Source organism: Desulfurococcus sp. (assembly GCF_038881575.1).
Taxonomy (GTDB): domain Archaea; phylum Thermoproteota; class Thermoprotei_A; order Sulfolobales; family Desulfurococcaceae; genus Desulfurococcus.
This window is the reverse complement of the sequence record NZ_JAVZPN010000003.1, coordinates 32,551-48,311: the sequence shown is the minus strand read 5'-3', so window position 1 is coordinate 48,311 and position 15,761 is coordinate 32,551. Positions and strand designations below refer to the sequence as shown.

The following is a 15,761-nucleotide window of genomic DNA, read 5'->3' as shown; positions in this document are numbered from 1 at the left end:
TGCAGGTGTAATACTAGTCAAAAGAAAGCAATAAGGAGAGTGATGAGAGAATATATCTTTAAGAAAGCCGGCGAGTTAACACTTGATGAACTAGTACAGGAGATAATGAGCTATAAGATCTCAAATGAGATAGCTGAGCTCGCTAGAAAGATATACCCGATTAGAAGGGTAGAAGTATACAAGACAAAATTGCTCCTGATACCATCACCTGAAGGACCTAAGCCGGCAGTAGTTATTTCACCGCTTCAAGCAAGGAAGGAGTAAACGCTTTTAACACGTGCTCGATCTACTTCCTTATCTACTCTTAGTTACTGGGTCTATAGGGCCAGCCACTGTTTTACTAGGGTGAGTTTTCCATAGGCATCACCACTCCGGTGTGAAGTATCAGTATTCAAGTGGGATGAATGTTATTAATAATTTCTCATTATAATGTTTATGTTAGAGCTGGAGGAGGCGTGTTTTGAAGGCGGTTATATTAGCCGCTGGAAACGGGATCAGGCTTAGACCAATAACCGAGACCCGTCCTAAGCCATTGATACCAATCCTATGTAAGCCATTATTGGACTGGCACCTTGATAGGCTTGCAGCCATCTCGATCATAGATGAAGTAGTTATTGTAACAGGATATATGGGGGACATTATTAGAGCACATGTGATGAGCAGGAGACTACCCTTTAAGGTGAAATTCGTAGAGCAGGGTGAGCCAAGGGGAACAGGGGATGCTGTTGTTAAGGGTATTGAAGGAATGGGTAGTGACGAGGATGTCCTAATCATTTACTCTGACATCTTCACACCGGTAAACATTATCCCGGAGATTGCGGGGGAAAGCGGAAACATTATTGTAGGTAGCGAAGTAGATAATCCAAGCGACTACGGAGTACTTATTAATGGAGGCAACTATTTTAAAGGAGTCGTGGAGAAACCCATAAACCCTCCCTCGAGACTAGTCAACGCTGGCATATATAAGTTGAGAACCCGTGACATCCTAGATAATAGCGATATAAAGCCGAGCCCACGTGGAGAATTAGAGTTCACCGATGTATTAAATAATATGAGTAGGAGAGGGGTGAAGATTAGAATCTACAAGTTACCGAGGGCGTCATGGATCGATATAGGTAAGCCATGGCATGTAATAGAGGCAAACAAGATGGCTTTAACAATGATTAAAAAAGAGATAAAAGGAAGAGTCATAGAACCCTCCCACATAACCGGTGAGGTCTATATTGGAGAAAACTCCTTAGTGAACCCATTTACAATGATAGAGGGACCAGTATATATAGATCGAGAGGTCGAAATAGGGCCGGGCGCTAGAATCAGGCCGTGGAGTGTTATATGTAGGGGTTCCAAAATAGGCTTCAGCGTTGAAGTCAAGGAGAGCATAATACTAGAAAACGTTCACGCCAGCCACCTCACGTACATCGGTGACAGCATAGTATGTGAAAACGTTAACCTCGGCGCTGGAACGATAACAGCTAATTTAAGGTTTGACGAGGCAACAGTTAAAATGCTTATAAAAGATCATGTGGAGGACACCGGCAGAAAGAAAATGGGTGCTGTGATAGGGGCCAACGTGAAAACAGGTGTTAATGTATCGTTGATGCCCGGGGTGAAAATAGGAAGTGACACATGGATTATGCCTGGCTCAGTTGTATATAGAGATGTGGCCTCGAACTCAATTTATTACAGCGATGGAAAAGTAGAGATAAAAACCGGGCTGAATAAAGATAGAATCAGTGAGAAATAATGTCAGACACATACAGGATAGATGACTTCAAGAAAAAGTACCCGCATCTAGCTAGAGAAGTACTCGAGGATAAAGATGTATCTCTAAAATTAAGCGTGCACATGGGCTTCTCCGATCCATGGAGCGGGTATACACCTACAGTGGTGGACTATATTAGACGCTGTAAAAGCCTCGAAGAAGCCTTTGAAGTAGTGGATTACCTTGTAAACCATGGAGAACTTGATGCAAGAGAGGGAGAACAATTAAAAACCATATTGGAGAGAAATGGCATAGAGTACTTTGGCGGGAGGAAGCAGGATGATTATTACTATAAGGAGGCTAAGAGGTACTGGGAAAAAATATTCAAGCAGATCCCTGACATACATTGATGTTTAAGTATCCTAGCTGCCACTGGATTTAACCGCTACAATCTTGATGATATCATTGTTCTCAAGTACATAATCCTCTCCAATCCTCCTCTTACTTCTAGCGTTAACAGCGTAGAGGAAGCCTTCACCGAGCTCTGTATGAACCATGTATGCAAGCTCTCTAGCAGTAGTGTTCCTAGGCACTAGGTAGGCATCTGGCAATATATTTCCATGGTGATCCGTAAACTTATTCTCGTCCTCAACAGGGTATACCACTATTAACCCAAGCTTCCTGAATACAGCGTGATTGAGTAGTTCCTGAACCCCTGTTGAACCATATTGTTTAAGAACATTGTCCTCTATAAGCTTAAGTACCTTTAATTGATCACTAGTAAGCCTCGATGAATCCTTAATTCTAAACATCGGGTCTCCCGGTATATACTCTATTAACCCACTTTGACCTGCCTTCCTCAGGATGTATTCCCCTAGCGCGCTTACAGGGACAACGTTTTCCTCGCCAAACCTCTTTTTCAAGGCCCTTACGTATTCTACTGCCACAGGTATATCTATCTTATTAGCTGCTATGAGAATGGGTTTGCTCACCTCTCTTAATGTAACTGCGAAATCTGCCACATCGGTGAGACTCCAGTTTTTAAAGGGCTTGTCCTCTAAGCCTGCTTTTTTAATGGCTTCTATAACATGTTGTCTTCTAATACTTAGTCCTGAGAGATTCTGGGTTATCAAGTCTAGTGGTGCCTGGGTTGAAGCAAGGAACCTGGAGATCTTAGACTCCCAGATCCGTGTAATAGTGTTCTTAAACCACTCATTTATCTCGTGAAGTATATTCTCAGCTTCTTCAACAGGATCATGTGTTCCAGGGGCAGCTGGATTACCCTCCAGGTCTGTTGAACCAGATGCGTCAACCACGTGTATGAGAACATCTGCTTGCCTCAGGTCATCCATGAACTTGTTTCCAAGCCCCCTACCCATGCTCGCCCCTGGTATGAGACCGGCTACATCGATTATCTTAACCGGGATGAATCTCTCGCCCGAGATACAGAAGCCTGCACGTGGATCACACCTGGGTAACCCTATCTCGGTGTGGACGCATCTCACTCTAACGTGTCCCACCCCTATATTCGGCTCTATTGTTGTGAAGGGGTGGTTAGCTATCTTTACCGGTAGAAGCGTCATGGCTGAGAACAAGGTTGACTTACCCACGTTTGTTTTTCCAACTATCCCTATTATCTTCTCTGGAGGCGGCATCTGCGCTTCCTCACCACAGTTTTAGCCTATTTTTTATAAACCCCGTTAACTCATTATTATATACACCTAGGTCACGGTGCTTAACTATGTCTAAGAGCATGTATCACTATATAGCTGAAGCCTGGAAGGAGAAAAGCAGGGAACTAGAGGCCTTAATCAGGCAGAGGTTAATTGAGTGGAGGAGAGAGCCCTCAGTTGTTAGATTAGAGAAGCCGACTAGACTCGATAAAGCCAGAGCACTAGGGTATAAGGCTAAAGTAGGCTTCATCATCGTAAGGGTAAGGGTTAGAAAAGGAGGGCAGAGAAAGCCCAGGCCGGATAGTGGAAGAAGACCTAAGAGAATGGGTGTCTATGGTTATGCTCCGGCAAAAAGCCTCAGATTAATAGCTGAGGAGAGGGCTGCAAGAAAGTTCCCCGGGCTAGAAGTACTTAACAGCTACTATGTTGCCGAGGATGGCAGATATAAGTGGTACGAGGTAATACTCGTCGACCCGCATCACCCATCAATATGCAACGACCCAGATGTCAACTGGATATGCGAGCCTCAGAATAGGGGTAGGGTATTCAGGGGGCTGACCAGTGCTGGGAAGAAGATGAGGGGCCTTAGAAAGAGCCGTGGACTCAGAGGCACAGTGTATTACAAGTGGAAACGTAAACTGAAGGAGAGAGAGTTGAAGAAGCGTCACGAAGCCAGTAGGGGAGCACGTGATCCATGGCAAATAGCAGAGAAACTGAAAGAAGAAAAGTAGCGCTTCAATCCATAGAGATATCTTCTTTTTGCCACGCCACAGAGGATTGCAACAGAGTCCGTGCATCAATACTTAACTTGATTCCCCCTGAAATACGGAGTAAACTAATACTGATCGAGGAAGCCGTTGAAGGCTACTATGGTAATAGAATAGTAGTCATAAAGACACAGATACTTGAGGGGTGCGAGGAAGTACTTAAATACTTATTATCCACTATGAGCAGCACTGAGAAGTCATTAATGAAGATCACCCTACCCCTTAGATTCGATCCTAGAACCGGGCGCTTGATACTGCGTATCAACAAGCAGGATGCCTTCCTCGGAAACGTGAAACTACTTGACTCTGATGACGTTGTAAAAATAACGCTCCACTTCAAAGGAGTTAAAAACATCGAGAAAATATCGGGATATCTCGATGGCTTAACATCGCCGGAACAATCAAGTACCAGCCAGGCTTAAAGATCCCGCTCTCTAGCCATCATTAATAATACAGCTTGATTACCTTAATTACATAGGAGGTCTCAAATGTTTATAGACGTCAATGTTGCAAATTGCACTGGAGATGTCTTGAAAGCTGCTGGAAGACTGCACTTTAAATTCATAGCCTGTAATGACCTAAGAAAGCCCGTGGAGACAGGGTCTCTTGTAGCGATACCTAGACTCGTATTGAAGGCTACTAGTGTCACAGAGCTGAAGAACATGCTTTCCACGCAGAGTGGTATAGCCTATACCGCTGTAACGCCTTTATCGCTTCAGACCGCTAGGTGGAGTACGCATGATGGCAGGGTAAACGTTATTATGATGAATGATGAAAACATCGAGTTCTTCGATGTAAGGCAGTTCAGGGCTATGAAGACTTACAATAAGCCTCTCGAGGTATCTTTAAAGAGCCTCTTGGCCCTTGATGATGTTAAAAGAGGACAGGCTTATAGAAGGATAAACCTGGCTTTAAGGATGAATATACCATTAATAGTGGGTTCGGGCGCCGAGTACTGGTGGGAGCTCTACCACCCCCGTGCAATAATAAGCCTCCTTAAAACACTGTATGATGTCCCAGAGCCCGTGGCCCTTGCATCGATTACCGCGAGACCGTATCAAATCATCTCTGGGAAACTCCAGCTAACCAGGGGCAGCAAGGTGGGTAGGGATGAATAGCTTTGAGACTGTGTTAGTTTTACTTATACTGGCCTCCTCGTTAGCCGCCCTCATATTATCTATTAGGAGCCACTATAGGGTTTCACGCCTCATTGAAATAATTAACGTGTTTGAAACACGTGTCAGAAACCAGAGTGGGGTGATTAAGCCTAGGAAGCGCTACATAGCGTTTTCAATTGTATGCGATAAACCGGTCACCAGGGAGCAGCTTGAAGACTCCTTTACGAAACTATACGCAGAGTACTTTGGTAAAGCCCTATTTCACAAGGCATCACCTCAATTCATATTCTTCATGGAGGACAAGCAAGTAGGAGTACTTAGAGTCAGCCACCTCTACAAAGATCACGCGCTCGCAGTCCTCGGGATCCTCAAGCAAGTAAATGACTCTAAATGTATAGCCATACCATTGAAGACCTGTGGCTCGTTGAAGAAATGTAGGAAGATTCTGGAGAAGTATTAAAAGTATGAGGAGACCAGCCATCAACCATGTTGAGAATAGAGAGGTGCGGGGGGTGGGATTTGAACCCACGCAGGCCTACGCCAGCGGATCTTAAGTCCGCCCCCTTTGGCCAAGCTCGGGCACCCCCGCACCCAGTATCTAATTATTGTTAGAGGGATTAAAAACCTCGTAGAATAGATTTCATCCACCCTTTGTCACTGGAGGATTATCCCTTGGTATTTCATTATTGTTTAGGGTTGGCTCTGGGGCTTCCACCTCGTCCACAAGGGTGGAGGAAAACACGTGAGTTCCCTGCCCTAAAAAGACAATTGTTTTCACTTGTAAACGGTTTAATCAGATCGTCGCGAAGTAATCATCTACCAGGTTCATTCTGGAGCGGCGTCATCATCTACTCTATGGAATACCTTATCGAACCTATTATAGCTTTATCCTTTTCACCGCTGAGCCTCTCCTCGCCCTAAAGGGCAGGATTTCAGTTGTAACATGAATTAACATGGCTGCATTAAGAGTTAAAAACACTTAGATGTATTTAAATGATGAGTAGGATGCAGGGAGTGTGAAAACATGGGTTTCTCAATGGCTGCAGCATATGATAGAGCAATCACGATATTTTCGCCTGATGGGAGGATATACCAGGTTGAATACGCGTTCGAAGCCGTGAGAAGAGGCTGGACCACCATAGGTATAAGAACAAAGAGCACCTCTATCGTTGCAGCTGAAAAAAGGAAGATAACCCAGCTCATCGATGAGAAGGCGATTCAGAAAATATTCAAGATAGATGACCACATAGGCGCCAGCTATGCTGGGATGGCTGGAGATGGAAGGATACTGATAAGCTACGCTATAAACCAGGCACTGCTTCATAGGTTCTACTATGATGAACCAGCCCCGGTAGAATATATAACTAAACTAGTATGCGATGTCAAGCAGGCGTACACGCAGCATGCTGGTGTGAGGCCCTTCGGCGTGGCAATGATTTTCGCCGGGGTAGATGAAAAAGGCACCCAGTTATTTATGACTGAGCCCAGCGGGAGATACCTTAGCTATTACGCGACAGCCATAGGTGAGAAAAGCAATAATGTAATAGAGTTCCTGGAGAAAAACTACAAGTATGATTTAGATACTAGCGAATCCCTTAAACTAGCAATACAAGCACTTGCAGGGATAGTGGAAGGCAAGCCCTTCGAGGACTACATGGAGATAGGCTATGTAGATGTTGAGTCACGTCGATTCAGAATACTTATGCCGAATGAAATAAGGAAGTATGTTGAGGAATTGGAGAAAGAAGGAAAACTAAAGATGTAGAATATATCTCGGAGCCAAACCTTATATGAGGTTTTTAAGCCATGAAAGATAAACTAGTCATCGCACGCTACGAGGCTAAAGGACATAGATTCGAGATCCTGGTCGACCCTGAGTTAGCGCTTAAGATTAAGGAAGGGAAGCAGGTAAGTATAGATGAGGTTGTAGCTGGAGACTTCATCTATAAAGACGCTAGGAAAGGGTTAAAGGCCTCACCAGAGTCGATGAAGGAGGTTTTTGGAACAGATGATCCCAAGGTAGTAGCAGTGGAGATTATAAAACGCGGTGAACTACAGCTCACAGCCGAACAGAGAAGAAAGTTTATCGAGGAAAAGAAGGCACAGATATTAAACTTGATCGCTAGAAACGCTATAGATCCCAAGACGAAACTACCTATCCCGGTGAAAAGGCTTGAATTAGCGATGGAGCAAGCAAGGATATCAATAGACCCATATAAGCCAGCCGAGCAACAAATGGAACATATTGTTTCACAGCTAGCCAAGGTTATACCTATAAAAATAGCTAAGGCTTATGTAGCTGTAAGAATACCAAGTGAATACGCCAGTAGATCGCTTAAACAAATACAGGCAATGGGGACATCTAAGAAGGTCCAGTGGCGTGAAGACGGGAGCTTGTATATGGAGCTAGAGATCCCGGCTGGATTGCAACAAGAGTTAATAGATAAAGTCAACGCTTTAACAAAGGGTAGTGGGGAAGTTAAGATATTGAATGTGGGGTGAGAGATCGATGAAGGTTCTAGTAGCTGATAGACAGTTGGTGAGACCGGGAGACTGCCTCGCGATACTTGAGGAAGGCGTTATCTCAAATGAAATCAAGAGGTACCCAGATAAACACATATATGTTCTAGACAATAAGGTATACAGCGATGTACTTGGCATAGTCTACATTGAGGATAAAGACATCAATGTCATACCGCTTGAAAGCGTTTACTACCCAAGGAAAGATGACACAGTTATAGGGATCGTAGATAGTATAGGCGTAACCTCGTGGAGCATAGATATACGTGCACCATACAAGGCGATCCTGCCCGCTTCAGATGTTATCGAGGGATTCAACCCTATAACTCATAACCTGAGGAACTACCTGGATACAGGTGATTTAATCCTGGCGAAAATAGCGGTCTTCGATAGAACCAGAGACCCCGTGCTAACTACGAGGGGTAAAGGATTAGGGAAAATACTTGAAGGGGTAGTTGTCGAGGTTAAGCCGAGTAAAGTAGCTAGGCTGGTGGGTAAGAAGGGTAGTATGTATAATCTACTATCGAGTAAAAGCGGCTGTGATATAACGATTGCGCAGAACGGGTACGTATGGTTGAAATGCAAGGATGAATATGTTACCAAAGTTTTAATAGAGGCGATAAGACTCATTGAGTTAAAAGCACATATACGTGGTCTAACCGAGGAAGTAAGAGTATTTCTAGAATCCAAACTTGGTGAAGGCAAATGAGTGGAAAACCTGTATTAATCAGGGATGGGTTAAGAATAGATGGGAGGAAACCTGAGGAACTACGTCCGGTTAGAATAGCGTTAGGAGTCTTGAAAAACGCTAATGGAAGCGCATTGGTTGAGTATGGTAATACGAAGGCCTTGGCGGCAGTGTATGGTCCACGGGAAGCCCTGCCAAAGCATATAAGTCTACCAGATAGAGCAATACTCAGAGTAAGATATCACATGGCACCTTTCTCTACAACAGAGCGTAAATCACCTGCTCCTTCCAGAAGGGAAATCGAGTTATCCAAGGTTATACGTGAAGCACTTGAATCAGTTGTTTTTACATCACAGTTTCCAAGGGCCAGTATAGATGTATTCATAGAGATCCTCCAAGCCGATGGGGGAACACGTACAACTGGGCTAACCGCTGCTTCGCTAGCATTAGCTGACGCAGGGATACCTATGAGAGATCTAGTCATAGGTGTTGCAGTGGGGAAGGTTGATGGAGTACTGGTACTAGACATAAATGAGCTGGAGGATGAGTACGGTGAAGCGGATCTCCCAGTAGGCATCATGCCGAATACTGGCGAGATAGTTTTACTACAGTTAAACGGCGTCTTAACCCCTGGTGAATTCAAACAGGCACTAGACATGGCTTACAAGGGAGTTGAACAAATCTATAAAACCGCGAAGGAGGCGATGTACCGTAAGTATTACAAGATATTTGAGGAGGTGAGGTAGAATGAGTATAACACCTGAGAAAGAGCCTTTACTACCTAGAATACAGGTGGAAAACATAGTTAAATCCATAAAGAAAGGGGAGAGAATAGATGGCAGGGGTTTAACTGATTATCGGCCTATAGAGGTGATATTAAACCCTATAATCAAGGCATCCGGTAGCTCCCTTGTTAAGCTAGGGGGTACACAGGTAATAGCAGGCGTAAAGCTTGAACTAGAGGAGCCCTTCCCGGATAGACCTGGGGAAGGAGTTTTACAAGTACACGCTGAGTTCGTTCCATTAGCATCACCGTCATTCGAGCCCGGCCCACCAGATGAAAACGCGATAGAGGTTGCAAGGGTTATTGATAGATCACTAAGGGAATCCAAGGCTGTTAAGCTGGATGCATTATCCATAGAGCCGGGGAAAATAGTGTGGAGTGTCTACACAGATATCTACCTGGTGGATCACCAAGGCAACATTATAGATACCAGCATGCTTGCCTCAATGCTCGCCCTGGCAACATCAAGGATTCCAGAGTTAATTAAAGGCGAGAACGGGTATAAAGTAGACTACACTAAGTATGTTGGCCCATTACCGATAAATACGTTGGTGGCCACTGTTACAATGGGTATCTACAACGATATAATAATCGTTGATCCCTTACTCGAGGAGGAGGCTGTAATAGATTCATTCATAACTATCGCTATCGATGAGTCAGGCAGGATCTGTGGTATACAAAAAAGAGGGGTGAAAGGGTTCTCTAGAAGCATTCTCGATAACGCTGTGGAAATAGCGCTATCTAAGGGACGAGAACTCATGGACCTAATGAAGAAAATATTAAATAACCCAAGTGAATACATGAAACCCTTAGTATCAGAGTAAGTATACATGGTGAATGCTTATGGGTAGGACAAAGGTAGTTGGGATAGCAGGTAGGTATGGGACAAGATACGGTTCAACCCTCAGGAAAAAAGTACGTGATATATTAGAAAAGCGGTACAGCCCACACACCTGCCCATTCTGCGGACATAAGGGTAGAGTATACAGGTTAAGCACAGGTGTGTGGGCTTGCAAGAAATGTGGGGCTAAATGGGCTGGAGGAGCATACACACCTAAGACAGAGTCAGCCAAACTATTCCCAGATATCATTATAAGGGAGTAGACTACTTGATTCTTATAACCACGTCCCATAGGCCCTCTCAGAGAGTAAGATCTTTTGCCAAGGATCTCTCCTCAGTCATACCTTACTCGATCAGGGTTACCCGTGGAAAAAAGACGTTGGAGGACCTGGTTATTGAAGCCTATAAGAATGGCTTGTCCTACATAGCCATAATTGGCGAGAGAAAGGGGAATCCATCAACTATAGAGATCTATAAGGTGGACTCCTCCATGATGCCACCTAGTGCTATAAGGATGTCAACTCTATTATTAAGTGGAGTAAGGCTCTCACGAGAGAATCCTGAGTCAATTAGAGTATATAATCCCCGTAGTGTGAAAGTAGAGTATGATCAATGCGTGACAGACGAATGCTTTACCCTTGCAGATATACTACTCTCTATAACGTCGAAAGCCTCCTCCCATCAACCAGATGTTAAAATAGTTCTTGAGGAAAGCGAGTACATAAATGTCGAATTCTATAGTTCAACCAACCATCGAATAGGGCCATCACTCAGGATTACAAGGGTGATCCTATATAAGTGAGACAGTGGAGGTAGAATACACGCTCAGGGTAGATGAAAAGGTAGCCGAGGCTATACTCGCATCCATCAAACCCGACCTCAATGATATCCCAAAAGAGTGTAGGGGCGAGACGGTTGAGGATCACTCCATATTAGTAATCAGGTTCTCATGTAGTAAAGCCAGTATTTTAAAAGCCTTAAATAATAGCTTTACAAATATAGTACTCATGCTATTAGACATGGTAGGGTGTTTAGGAAATGAGTGAAAAAACCCTCCCGCCCGAGGTCCAACAATTACTAATCCAGTATCAGACCTTAAGGGAGCACCAGGCTAGAATAGACGCTGAGTTGAAAATGGTTGAGGCTGAGCTCAGCGATGTAGAGAATGTAATGGATACCCTAAAGAATGTTGATGATAGTGCGGAGCTATACAAGGTCGTAGGACATGTCATCGTCAAGAAAAGCAAGACAGATATCGTGAAGGAGCTCGAGGAAAGAAAAGAGCTACTTGTGGTTAAAAGAGACAAGTACCGTAAGCAATTGGAATTCCTCAACAAGCAGGTTAACGAGTTGGAGGGACGTATTAAGGAGGCATTAAGTAAGCATGGATTATCAATCGAATGACAAGGTTCTCGGCAGAATAAATATTCAAGGACTCACCGAGGATATGCTGGAAAATATAATCGGTAAAGTAGATGAGAAGGTAGCCGAGTACCTAGCGTCAAAACTACCTAAAAAGACCTATTTCACCACCATTATAAGCATTGAAAAAGTGGGGGACAGCTTGAACCTCGTATTAGACCTAGAGGCAACAGGCCCCTTCGGTGATGTATACAACTACGAACAAATACTACAGGACGCAATCAATTATGCTAGAAGCATCTTCGAGGAATTACTCAGTGAATATGCATCCAGAGAGACCCGTTAAACACTAAGGCGGGTAAGCTTTTTCGATCTAGATACAAATGCAGTGATTTCTAATAGTCTTCAACCGATCAAAGCATTGCCCAGGAATTCTCTAACCTAATACCAAGCTTAAAATTAAAGTTTTATAATCAGATTATACTTATTCGTGAAAGATAATGGGGATCGAATATGGTTAAGTTTAAGCAGACCAGTGAAGTATTAAAGATAATGAGGAATATCGAGCAGATTAGGAACATAGGTATTACAGCCCACGTTGACCATGGAAAGACGACTCTATCCGACTCACTGTTAAGCGCTGCCGGATTAATTTCCGAGAAGATAGCTGGTCAAGCCCTGGCATTAGACTACCTTGATGTTGAGCAGAAGAGGCAGATGACGGTTAAGGCTGCAAATGCAAGCCTGTACCACGAGTACAAGGGTAAGCCGTATCTAATAAATCTGATAGATACACCTGGCCACGTCGACTTCCAGTCTAAAACCATTCGTGCTCTAAGGGTGATAGATGGCGCTATAGTCGTTGTAGACGCTGTAGAAGGTGTTATGACCCAGACCGAGATGTATCTCCGTGTAGCATTAGAGGAACGAGTCCGCCCAGTGCTCTTCATAAATAAGATAGATAGATTGATAAAGGAGTTAAGGCTATCACCAGCTGAAATCCAGCAGAGACTAGTCCAAATAGTCAGGGATGTGAACACGCTTATTGCTACATATGCTGATAAAGAATTCCAGAAAGCCTGGCTACTGGATCCAATGAAGGGGCAGGTGGCATTCGGCTCAGCTAGAGACCGCTGGGGGCTTACAATACCATTGGTGCAGCAGAAAGGAATAAAGTTCTCTGACATAGTCGATGTCTACACTAGGGGTAAGGAGGCTGTGGCAGAGTTACAGAAGGCAGCCCCCCTACACGAAGCAATATTAGACATGGTGGTTAAACACGTTCCAAACCCGAGGGAGGCTCAGAGGTACAGGATTCCAAAGATATGGCACGGCGACCCCAATCACGAAATCGTAAAGTACTTGATGGAGGCTGATCCAAACGGTCCATTAGTAATGCTGATAAATGATATAAGGGTTGACCCTCACGCTGGATTAGTTGCGACTGGTAGAATATATTCAGGTACCCTTAGACCCGGTGAAGAACTCTGGCTGGTGAATGCTAGAGTACCACAGAGAGTATTACAGGTAAGCCTCTACATGGGTCCATATAGAGAGCTAGCTGATGAAATAACAGCTGGCAACATAGCTGCTGCACTGGGATTAGAGAAAGCCAGGTCCGGTGAAACAGTAGTATCAATGAAGTACAAGGACACTATGACGCCTTTCGAGAAGCTCAAGATGATAACAGAGTCGGTTGTCACAGTTGCTATAGAGCCGAAGAACCCCCAGCAAACAACGAAGCTCATTGATGCATTATATAAGCTGCACCTAGAGGATCCAAGCCTTATAGTGAAAATAAATGAGGAGACCGGCGAGTACCTACTCAGCGGTGTAGGCACGTTGCACATAGAGATAGCTTTAACGCTTTTGAAAGATCTATATGGGCTCGAGGTAGTTACATCTCCGCCTGTCATAGTGTATAGGGAAACCATTAGGGATAAAAGCCAGGTATTCGAAGGGAAGTCGCCTAACAAGCATAATAAGTTCTACATAAGTCTTGCACCATTAAATGAGGAGACGCTCAGGTTATTATCCGAGGGCATTATAATGGAGGACATGGATGCGCGTGAGAGAGCCAAGATACTGAGGGAGCAAGCTGGGTGGGATGCCGACGAGGCTAGAAGAATAATGGCTATTGATGAAAACCTGAACATACTCATTGATATGACAACAGGTGTACAATACCTGAGGGAGGTCAAGGACACTGTCATACAAGGCTTTAGACTAGCAATGAGGGAAGGCCCATTAGCAATGGAGCCTGTTAGAGGTGTGAAGGTTATATTGCATGATGCAGTGATCCACGAAGACCCCGCACACAGAGGACCGGCACAGATATTCCCAGCTGTTAGAAACGCTATATTCGCCGGTTTCCTAACGGCTAGGCCAACGATACTTGAACCCATATTAAAGCTCGATATAAGGTCTCCAATGGAGTATATAGGCAACATCTCCTCAGTGATAACGAAGAAGAGGGGTAAACTCATAGAGGTGCAGCAAATGGAGACCTCAGCTAGAGTAATAGCTGAGATACCAGTATCGGAGTCCTTCGACATAGCTGATATGCTGAGAAATGTTACAGCGGGTAAGGCTATCTGGGGACAGGAATTCAGTAGGTGGGCACCGGTTCCCGAGAACATGTTAATGGATCTAATCGCGAAGATTAGAACCAGGAAAGGATTGAAACCAGAGCCACCTAAACCCGAGGAATTCCTATCACCATAGTTGTTTCCCAATCATACACATGTTTTTCCATAGGGGCATTCAGCAATAAATTTTATAAAATAATTTATAATCCCCTTAGAATTCTTATGAAATAATGATGCCGGGGTAGCTCAGCTCGGTAGAGCGCCGGGCTGTTAACCGCTTAAGCGAGGAGCCTGGTGCGGAAACCCGGTGGTCCGGGGTTCGAGTCCCCGCCCCGGCGCTACTCATTGAATCACTATTTCGTCTCCGACTTTAGGAATATAGATATTGATATCGCTACCCAGCTTCTCGACGATTACGTCTCTTAAAGAGGTGGCCTCATCCTCACTTCCATGGATTATGACAATATTCTTTAGTGACGCCTTGTACCTTGATACTATATCTAGTAGTCCATCCTGCCCTGCATGACTAGAGAAATCAAGCCATTCAACCCTTGCATTAACCCTCTCAATTTCCAGCTCTGGAATCCCTCCTTCTTCCAGTAATTTATGGCCATTACTATTGGGTGCTTGATAGCTCACCATCACTATTGAGTTCCTCGGGTTCTGATATATTTTCTTAAGATAGTAGACGCTGGGACCTCCCTTAAGCATCCCAGCTGAAGCTATTATTACACAGGGCTTGTTTATGATTTTCTTTCTTTCCTTCGCACCTGTAACAAAGTTGACTGTTTCAAAGACTTTAGCAAAGAGAGATGAATCCTTCAAGTACTTCTTGTATCTGAGGTATATCTCGGTTATATCTTTGATCATGCCATCCAAGTATATGTCAACATAGGGTGCTTCCGCAGCTATTAACGTAGCTATCTCCTGACTCCGCCCAACACTGAAAGCCGGTATTAGGACGGTTCCTTTTCTATCAATAGTCTCCTCAACTATCTCCAACAGCTTCTTTTCAACAATGTATCTAGGAGGATGATTTCTGCCCCCATATGTTGACTCAATGAGTATTGTTTCAACATCTAGTTCCAGAGTCTCAGCACCTGGCAAAGTCCATGTATCCCTGTTATTAATGTCACCAGTATACATTAACCTATGCCCACTACCTGTTTCAAGGTATGCCATGCTACTACCAATAATGTGTCCCGCGTTCTCCAGGACCAGTTTGAATCCTTCCTCCTCATATTTCTCACCGTACTCGAGGAAAACCGTGTTATCATATAGGTTCTCGAACTCCCTCATATCATATTCTATAACAGCAGAGTTCAGCTTCAAGAAATCTATGACTAGTAACCTAGCTACCTCCATGGTTGGCATGGTTGAGAACGCCTTTGGCCTCCCCGTTATATATAGGTATGGTGCTGCACCGACATGGTCGAGGTGAGCATGTGATATTATTAACCCGCTTATTTCAAGGGGCTTCACGTGATGAGGGAGCCTAGGTAGATCCCTTTCATCGAAGTTTACCCCGTAATCCAGTAGGAATTTCTGTGGGCCATCCTCAATGAGATACGCTGCCCTACCTACTTCTCTACCTCCTCCAAGCACCTTAATCTTCAACATTGTATCACCAAAGTCATGGTAGACAACTCAATGAAACCCATTGAGGGAAACATATTTTTAGTGCTACACCATATTGATTTATAGTCAAGCTTTTTATA

Annotated in this window: 19 protein-coding genes, 2 tRNA genes and 1 pseudogene; 19 read left to right on the top strand and 3 right to left on the bottom strand. The window is 44.2% G+C overall.

Features of this window, described 5'->3' with window-relative positions; all coding sequences use genetic code 11:
* The 3 genes and pseudogenes from QXV08_RS03630 to QXV08_RS03620 form a co-directional block, all read left to right on the top strand.
* Positions 1-264, top strand: a pseudogene (locus QXV08_RS03630) (30S ribosomal protein S3ae); the annotation flags it as partial.
* A 196-nt stretch (positions 265-460) separates the two neighbouring features.
* Positions 461-1,744: a bifunctional sugar-1-phosphate nucleotidylyltransferase/acetyltransferase gene (glmU, locus tag QXV08_RS03625; RefSeq protein ID WP_342786365.1), complete on the top strand. Its 1,284-nt coding sequence runs from the start codon at positions 461-463 to the stop codon at positions 1,742-1,744.
* Complete coding sequence (locus tag QXV08_RS03620) at positions 1,744-2,112, top strand: DUF2095 family protein (protein WP_342786364.1); 369 nt, start codon at positions 1,744-1,746, stop codon at positions 2,110-2,112. Before glmU ends, QXV08_RS03620 begins: the two co-directional genes overlap by 1 nt.
* A gap of 12 nt (positions 2,113-2,124) precedes the next feature.
* Here the strand turns inward: QXV08_RS03620 and QXV08_RS03615 are convergent, their stop codons facing one another.
* Positions 2,125-3,357, bottom strand: coding sequence for a redox-regulated ATPase YchF (locus tag QXV08_RS03615; RefSeq protein WP_342786363.1), 1,233 nt, complete (start codon positions 3,355-3,357; stop codon positions 2,125-2,127).
* An 86-nt stretch (positions 3,358-3,443) separates the two neighbouring features.
* Here QXV08_RS03615 and QXV08_RS03610 point away from each other — a divergent pair, with 86 nt between their 5' ends.
* From QXV08_RS03610 to QXV08_RS03595, 4 genes are all read left to right on the top strand, one after another.
* On the top strand, positions 3,444-4,106 hold the full coding sequence (locus QXV08_RS03610) for a 50S ribosomal protein L15e (RefSeq protein WP_012608998.1): 663 nt from the start codon (positions 3,444-3,446) through the stop codon (positions 4,104-4,106).
* A complete protein-coding gene (locus tag QXV08_RS03605; RefSeq protein WP_342786362.1) occupies positions 4,070-4,564 on the top strand; it encodes an RNA-binding domain-containing protein in 495 nt (164 codons plus the stop codon). The genes QXV08_RS03610 and QXV08_RS03605 overlap by 37 nt, the downstream gene beginning before the upstream one ends.
* Positions 4,565-4,630: 66 nt before the next feature.
* Positions 4,631-5,260: a ribonuclease P gene (locus QXV08_RS03600; protein WP_342786361.1), complete on the top strand. Its 630-nt coding sequence runs from the start codon at positions 4,631-4,633 to the stop codon at positions 5,258-5,260.
* Complete coding sequence (locus tag QXV08_RS03595) at positions 5,253-5,720, top strand: Rpp14/Pop5 family protein (protein ID WP_342786360.1); 468 nt, start codon at positions 5,253-5,255, stop codon at positions 5,718-5,720. The genes QXV08_RS03600 and QXV08_RS03595 overlap by 8 nt, the downstream gene beginning before the upstream one ends.
* Before the next feature lie 44 nt (positions 5,721-5,764).
* On the opposite strand, the gene QXV08_RS03590 is transcribed toward QXV08_RS03595, so the two are convergent.
* A tRNA-Leu gene (locus QXV08_RS03590) sits at positions 5,765-5,849 on the bottom strand.
* A 435-nt stretch (positions 5,850-6,284) separates the two neighbouring features.
* Between QXV08_RS03590 and psmA the strand changes: the two genes are divergently transcribed.
* From psmA to QXV08_RS03530, 12 genes are all read left to right on the top strand, one after another.
* Positions 6,285-7,025: an archaeal proteasome endopeptidase complex subunit alpha gene (gene psmA, locus QXV08_RS03585; protein WP_342786359.1), complete on the top strand. Its 741-nt coding sequence runs from the start codon at positions 6,285-6,287 to the stop codon at positions 7,023-7,025.
* A 41-nt stretch (positions 7,026-7,066) separates the two neighbouring features.
* Entirely contained in the window at positions 7,067-7,762 is a 696-nt protein-coding gene (locus tag QXV08_RS03580; RefSeq protein ID WP_342786358.1) for a ribosome assembly factor SBDS, read from the top strand.
* A 7-nt stretch (positions 7,763-7,769) separates the two neighbouring features.
* Positions 7,770-8,489 carry an exosome complex RNA-binding protein Rrp4 gene (gene rrp4 / locus QXV08_RS03575; RefSeq protein ID WP_342786357.1) on the top strand — a complete coding sequence of 240 codons (720 nt, stop codon included), beginning with the start codon at positions 7,770-7,772 and terminating at the stop codon, positions 8,487-8,489.
* Positions 8,486-9,214: an exosome complex exonuclease Rrp41 gene (gene rrp41, locus QXV08_RS03570; RefSeq protein WP_342786356.1), complete on the top strand. Its 729-nt coding sequence runs from the start codon at positions 8,486-8,488 to the stop codon at positions 9,212-9,214. The genes rrp4 and rrp41 overlap by 4 nt, the downstream gene beginning before the upstream one ends.
* Position 9,215: 1 nt before the next feature.
* On the top strand, positions 9,216-10,076 hold the full coding sequence (gene rrp42, locus QXV08_RS03565) for an exosome complex protein Rrp42 (protein WP_342786355.1): 861 nt from the start codon (positions 9,216-9,218) through the stop codon (positions 10,074-10,076).
* 19 nt (positions 10,077-10,095) lie between these two features.
* Positions 10,096-10,356, top strand: coding sequence for a 50S ribosomal protein L37ae (locus QXV08_RS03560; protein WP_342786354.1), 261 nt, complete (start codon positions 10,096-10,098; stop codon positions 10,354-10,356).
* A 5-nt stretch (positions 10,357-10,361) separates the two neighbouring features.
* On the top strand, positions 10,362-10,895 hold the full coding sequence (locus QXV08_RS03555; RefSeq protein WP_342786353.1) for a ribosomal biogenesis protein: 534 nt from the start codon (positions 10,362-10,364) through the stop codon (positions 10,893-10,895).
* A 4-nt stretch (positions 10,896-10,899) separates the two neighbouring features.
* Positions 10,900-11,139, top strand: coding sequence for a CTAG/PCC1 family protein (locus QXV08_RS03550; protein WP_342786352.1), 240 nt, complete (start codon positions 10,900-10,902; stop codon positions 11,137-11,139).
* Positions 11,132-11,497: a prefoldin subunit beta gene (locus tag QXV08_RS03545; RefSeq protein ID WP_342786351.1), complete on the top strand. Its 366-nt coding sequence runs from the start codon at positions 11,132-11,134 to the stop codon at positions 11,495-11,497. The genes QXV08_RS03550 and QXV08_RS03545 overlap by 8 nt, the downstream gene beginning before the upstream one ends.
* Positions 11,478-11,801, top strand: a complete 324-nt coding sequence (locus QXV08_RS03540; protein ID WP_342786350.1) for a hypothetical protein — start codon at positions 11,478-11,480, stop codon at positions 11,799-11,801. The genes QXV08_RS03545 and QXV08_RS03540 overlap by 20 nt, the downstream gene beginning before the upstream one ends.
* Before the next feature lie 167 nt (positions 11,802-11,968).
* Entirely contained in the window at positions 11,969-14,179 is a 2,211-nt protein-coding gene (locus QXV08_RS03535) for an elongation factor EF-2 (RefSeq protein WP_342786349.1), read from the top strand.
* Positions 14,180-14,278: 99 nt separating this feature from the next.
* Positions 14,279-14,381 (top strand) — tRNA-Asn (locus QXV08_RS03530).
* A 4-nt stretch (positions 14,382-14,385) separates the two neighbouring features.
* On the opposite strand, the gene QXV08_RS03525 is transcribed toward QXV08_RS03530, so the two are convergent.
* Complete coding sequence (locus QXV08_RS03525) at positions 14,386-15,663, bottom strand: MBL fold metallo-hydrolase (protein WP_342786348.1); 1,278 nt, start codon at positions 15,661-15,663, stop codon at positions 14,386-14,388.
* Positions 15,664-15,761: the final 98 nt, after the last annotated feature.

Coding starts and splice junctions, on each gene's coding strand:
- QXV08_RS03620 (WP_342786364.1), top strand. CDS start 1,744: ATGTCAGACACATACAGGATAGATGACTTCAAGAAAAAGTACCCGCAT.
- QXV08_RS03615 (WP_342786363.1), bottom strand. CDS start 3,357: ATGCCGCCTCCAGAGAAGATAATAGGGATAGTTGGAAAAACAAACGTG.
- QXV08_RS03610 (WP_012608998.1), top strand. CDS start 3,444: ATGTCTAAGAGCATGTATCACTATATAGCTGAAGCCTGGAAGGAGAAA.
- QXV08_RS03605 (WP_342786362.1), top strand. CDS start 4,070: ATGGCAAATAGCAGAGAAACTGAAAGAAGAAAAGTAGCGCTTCAATCC.
- QXV08_RS03600 (WP_342786361.1), top strand. CDS start 4,631: ATGTTTATAGACGTCAATGTTGCAAATTGCACTGGAGATGTCTTGAAA.
- QXV08_RS03595 (WP_342786360.1), top strand. CDS start 5,253: ATGAATAGCTTTGAGACTGTGTTAGTTTTACTTATACTGGCCTCCTCG.
- psmA (WP_342786359.1), top strand. CDS start 6,285: ATGGGTTTCTCAATGGCTGCAGCATATGATAGAGCAATCACGATATTT.
- QXV08_RS03580 (WP_342786358.1), top strand. CDS start 7,067: ATGAAAGATAAACTAGTCATCGCACGCTACGAGGCTAAAGGACATAGA.
- rrp4 (WP_342786357.1), top strand. CDS start 7,770: ATGAAGGTTCTAGTAGCTGATAGACAGTTGGTGAGACCGGGAGACTGC.
- rrp41 (WP_342786356.1), top strand. CDS start 8,486: ATGAGTGGAAAACCTGTATTAATCAGGGATGGGTTAAGAATAGATGGG.
- rrp42 (WP_342786355.1), top strand. CDS start 9,216: ATGAGTATAACACCTGAGAAAGAGCCTTTACTACCTAGAATACAGGTG.
- QXV08_RS03560 (WP_342786354.1), top strand. CDS start 10,096: ATGGGTAGGACAAAGGTAGTTGGGATAGCAGGTAGGTATGGGACAAGA.
- QXV08_RS03545 (WP_342786351.1), top strand. CDS start 11,132: ATGAGTGAAAAAACCCTCCCGCCCGAGGTCCAACAATTACTAATCCAG.
- QXV08_RS03540 (WP_342786350.1), top strand. CDS start 11,478: ATGGATTATCAATCGAATGACAAGGTTCTCGGCAGAATAAATATTCAA.
- QXV08_RS03535 (WP_342786349.1), top strand. CDS start 11,969: ATGGTTAAGTTTAAGCAGACCAGTGAAGTATTAAAGATAATGAGGAAT.
- QXV08_RS03525 (WP_342786348.1), bottom strand. CDS start 15,663: ATGTTGAAGATTAAGGTGCTTGGAGGAGGTAGAGAAGTAGGTAGGGCA.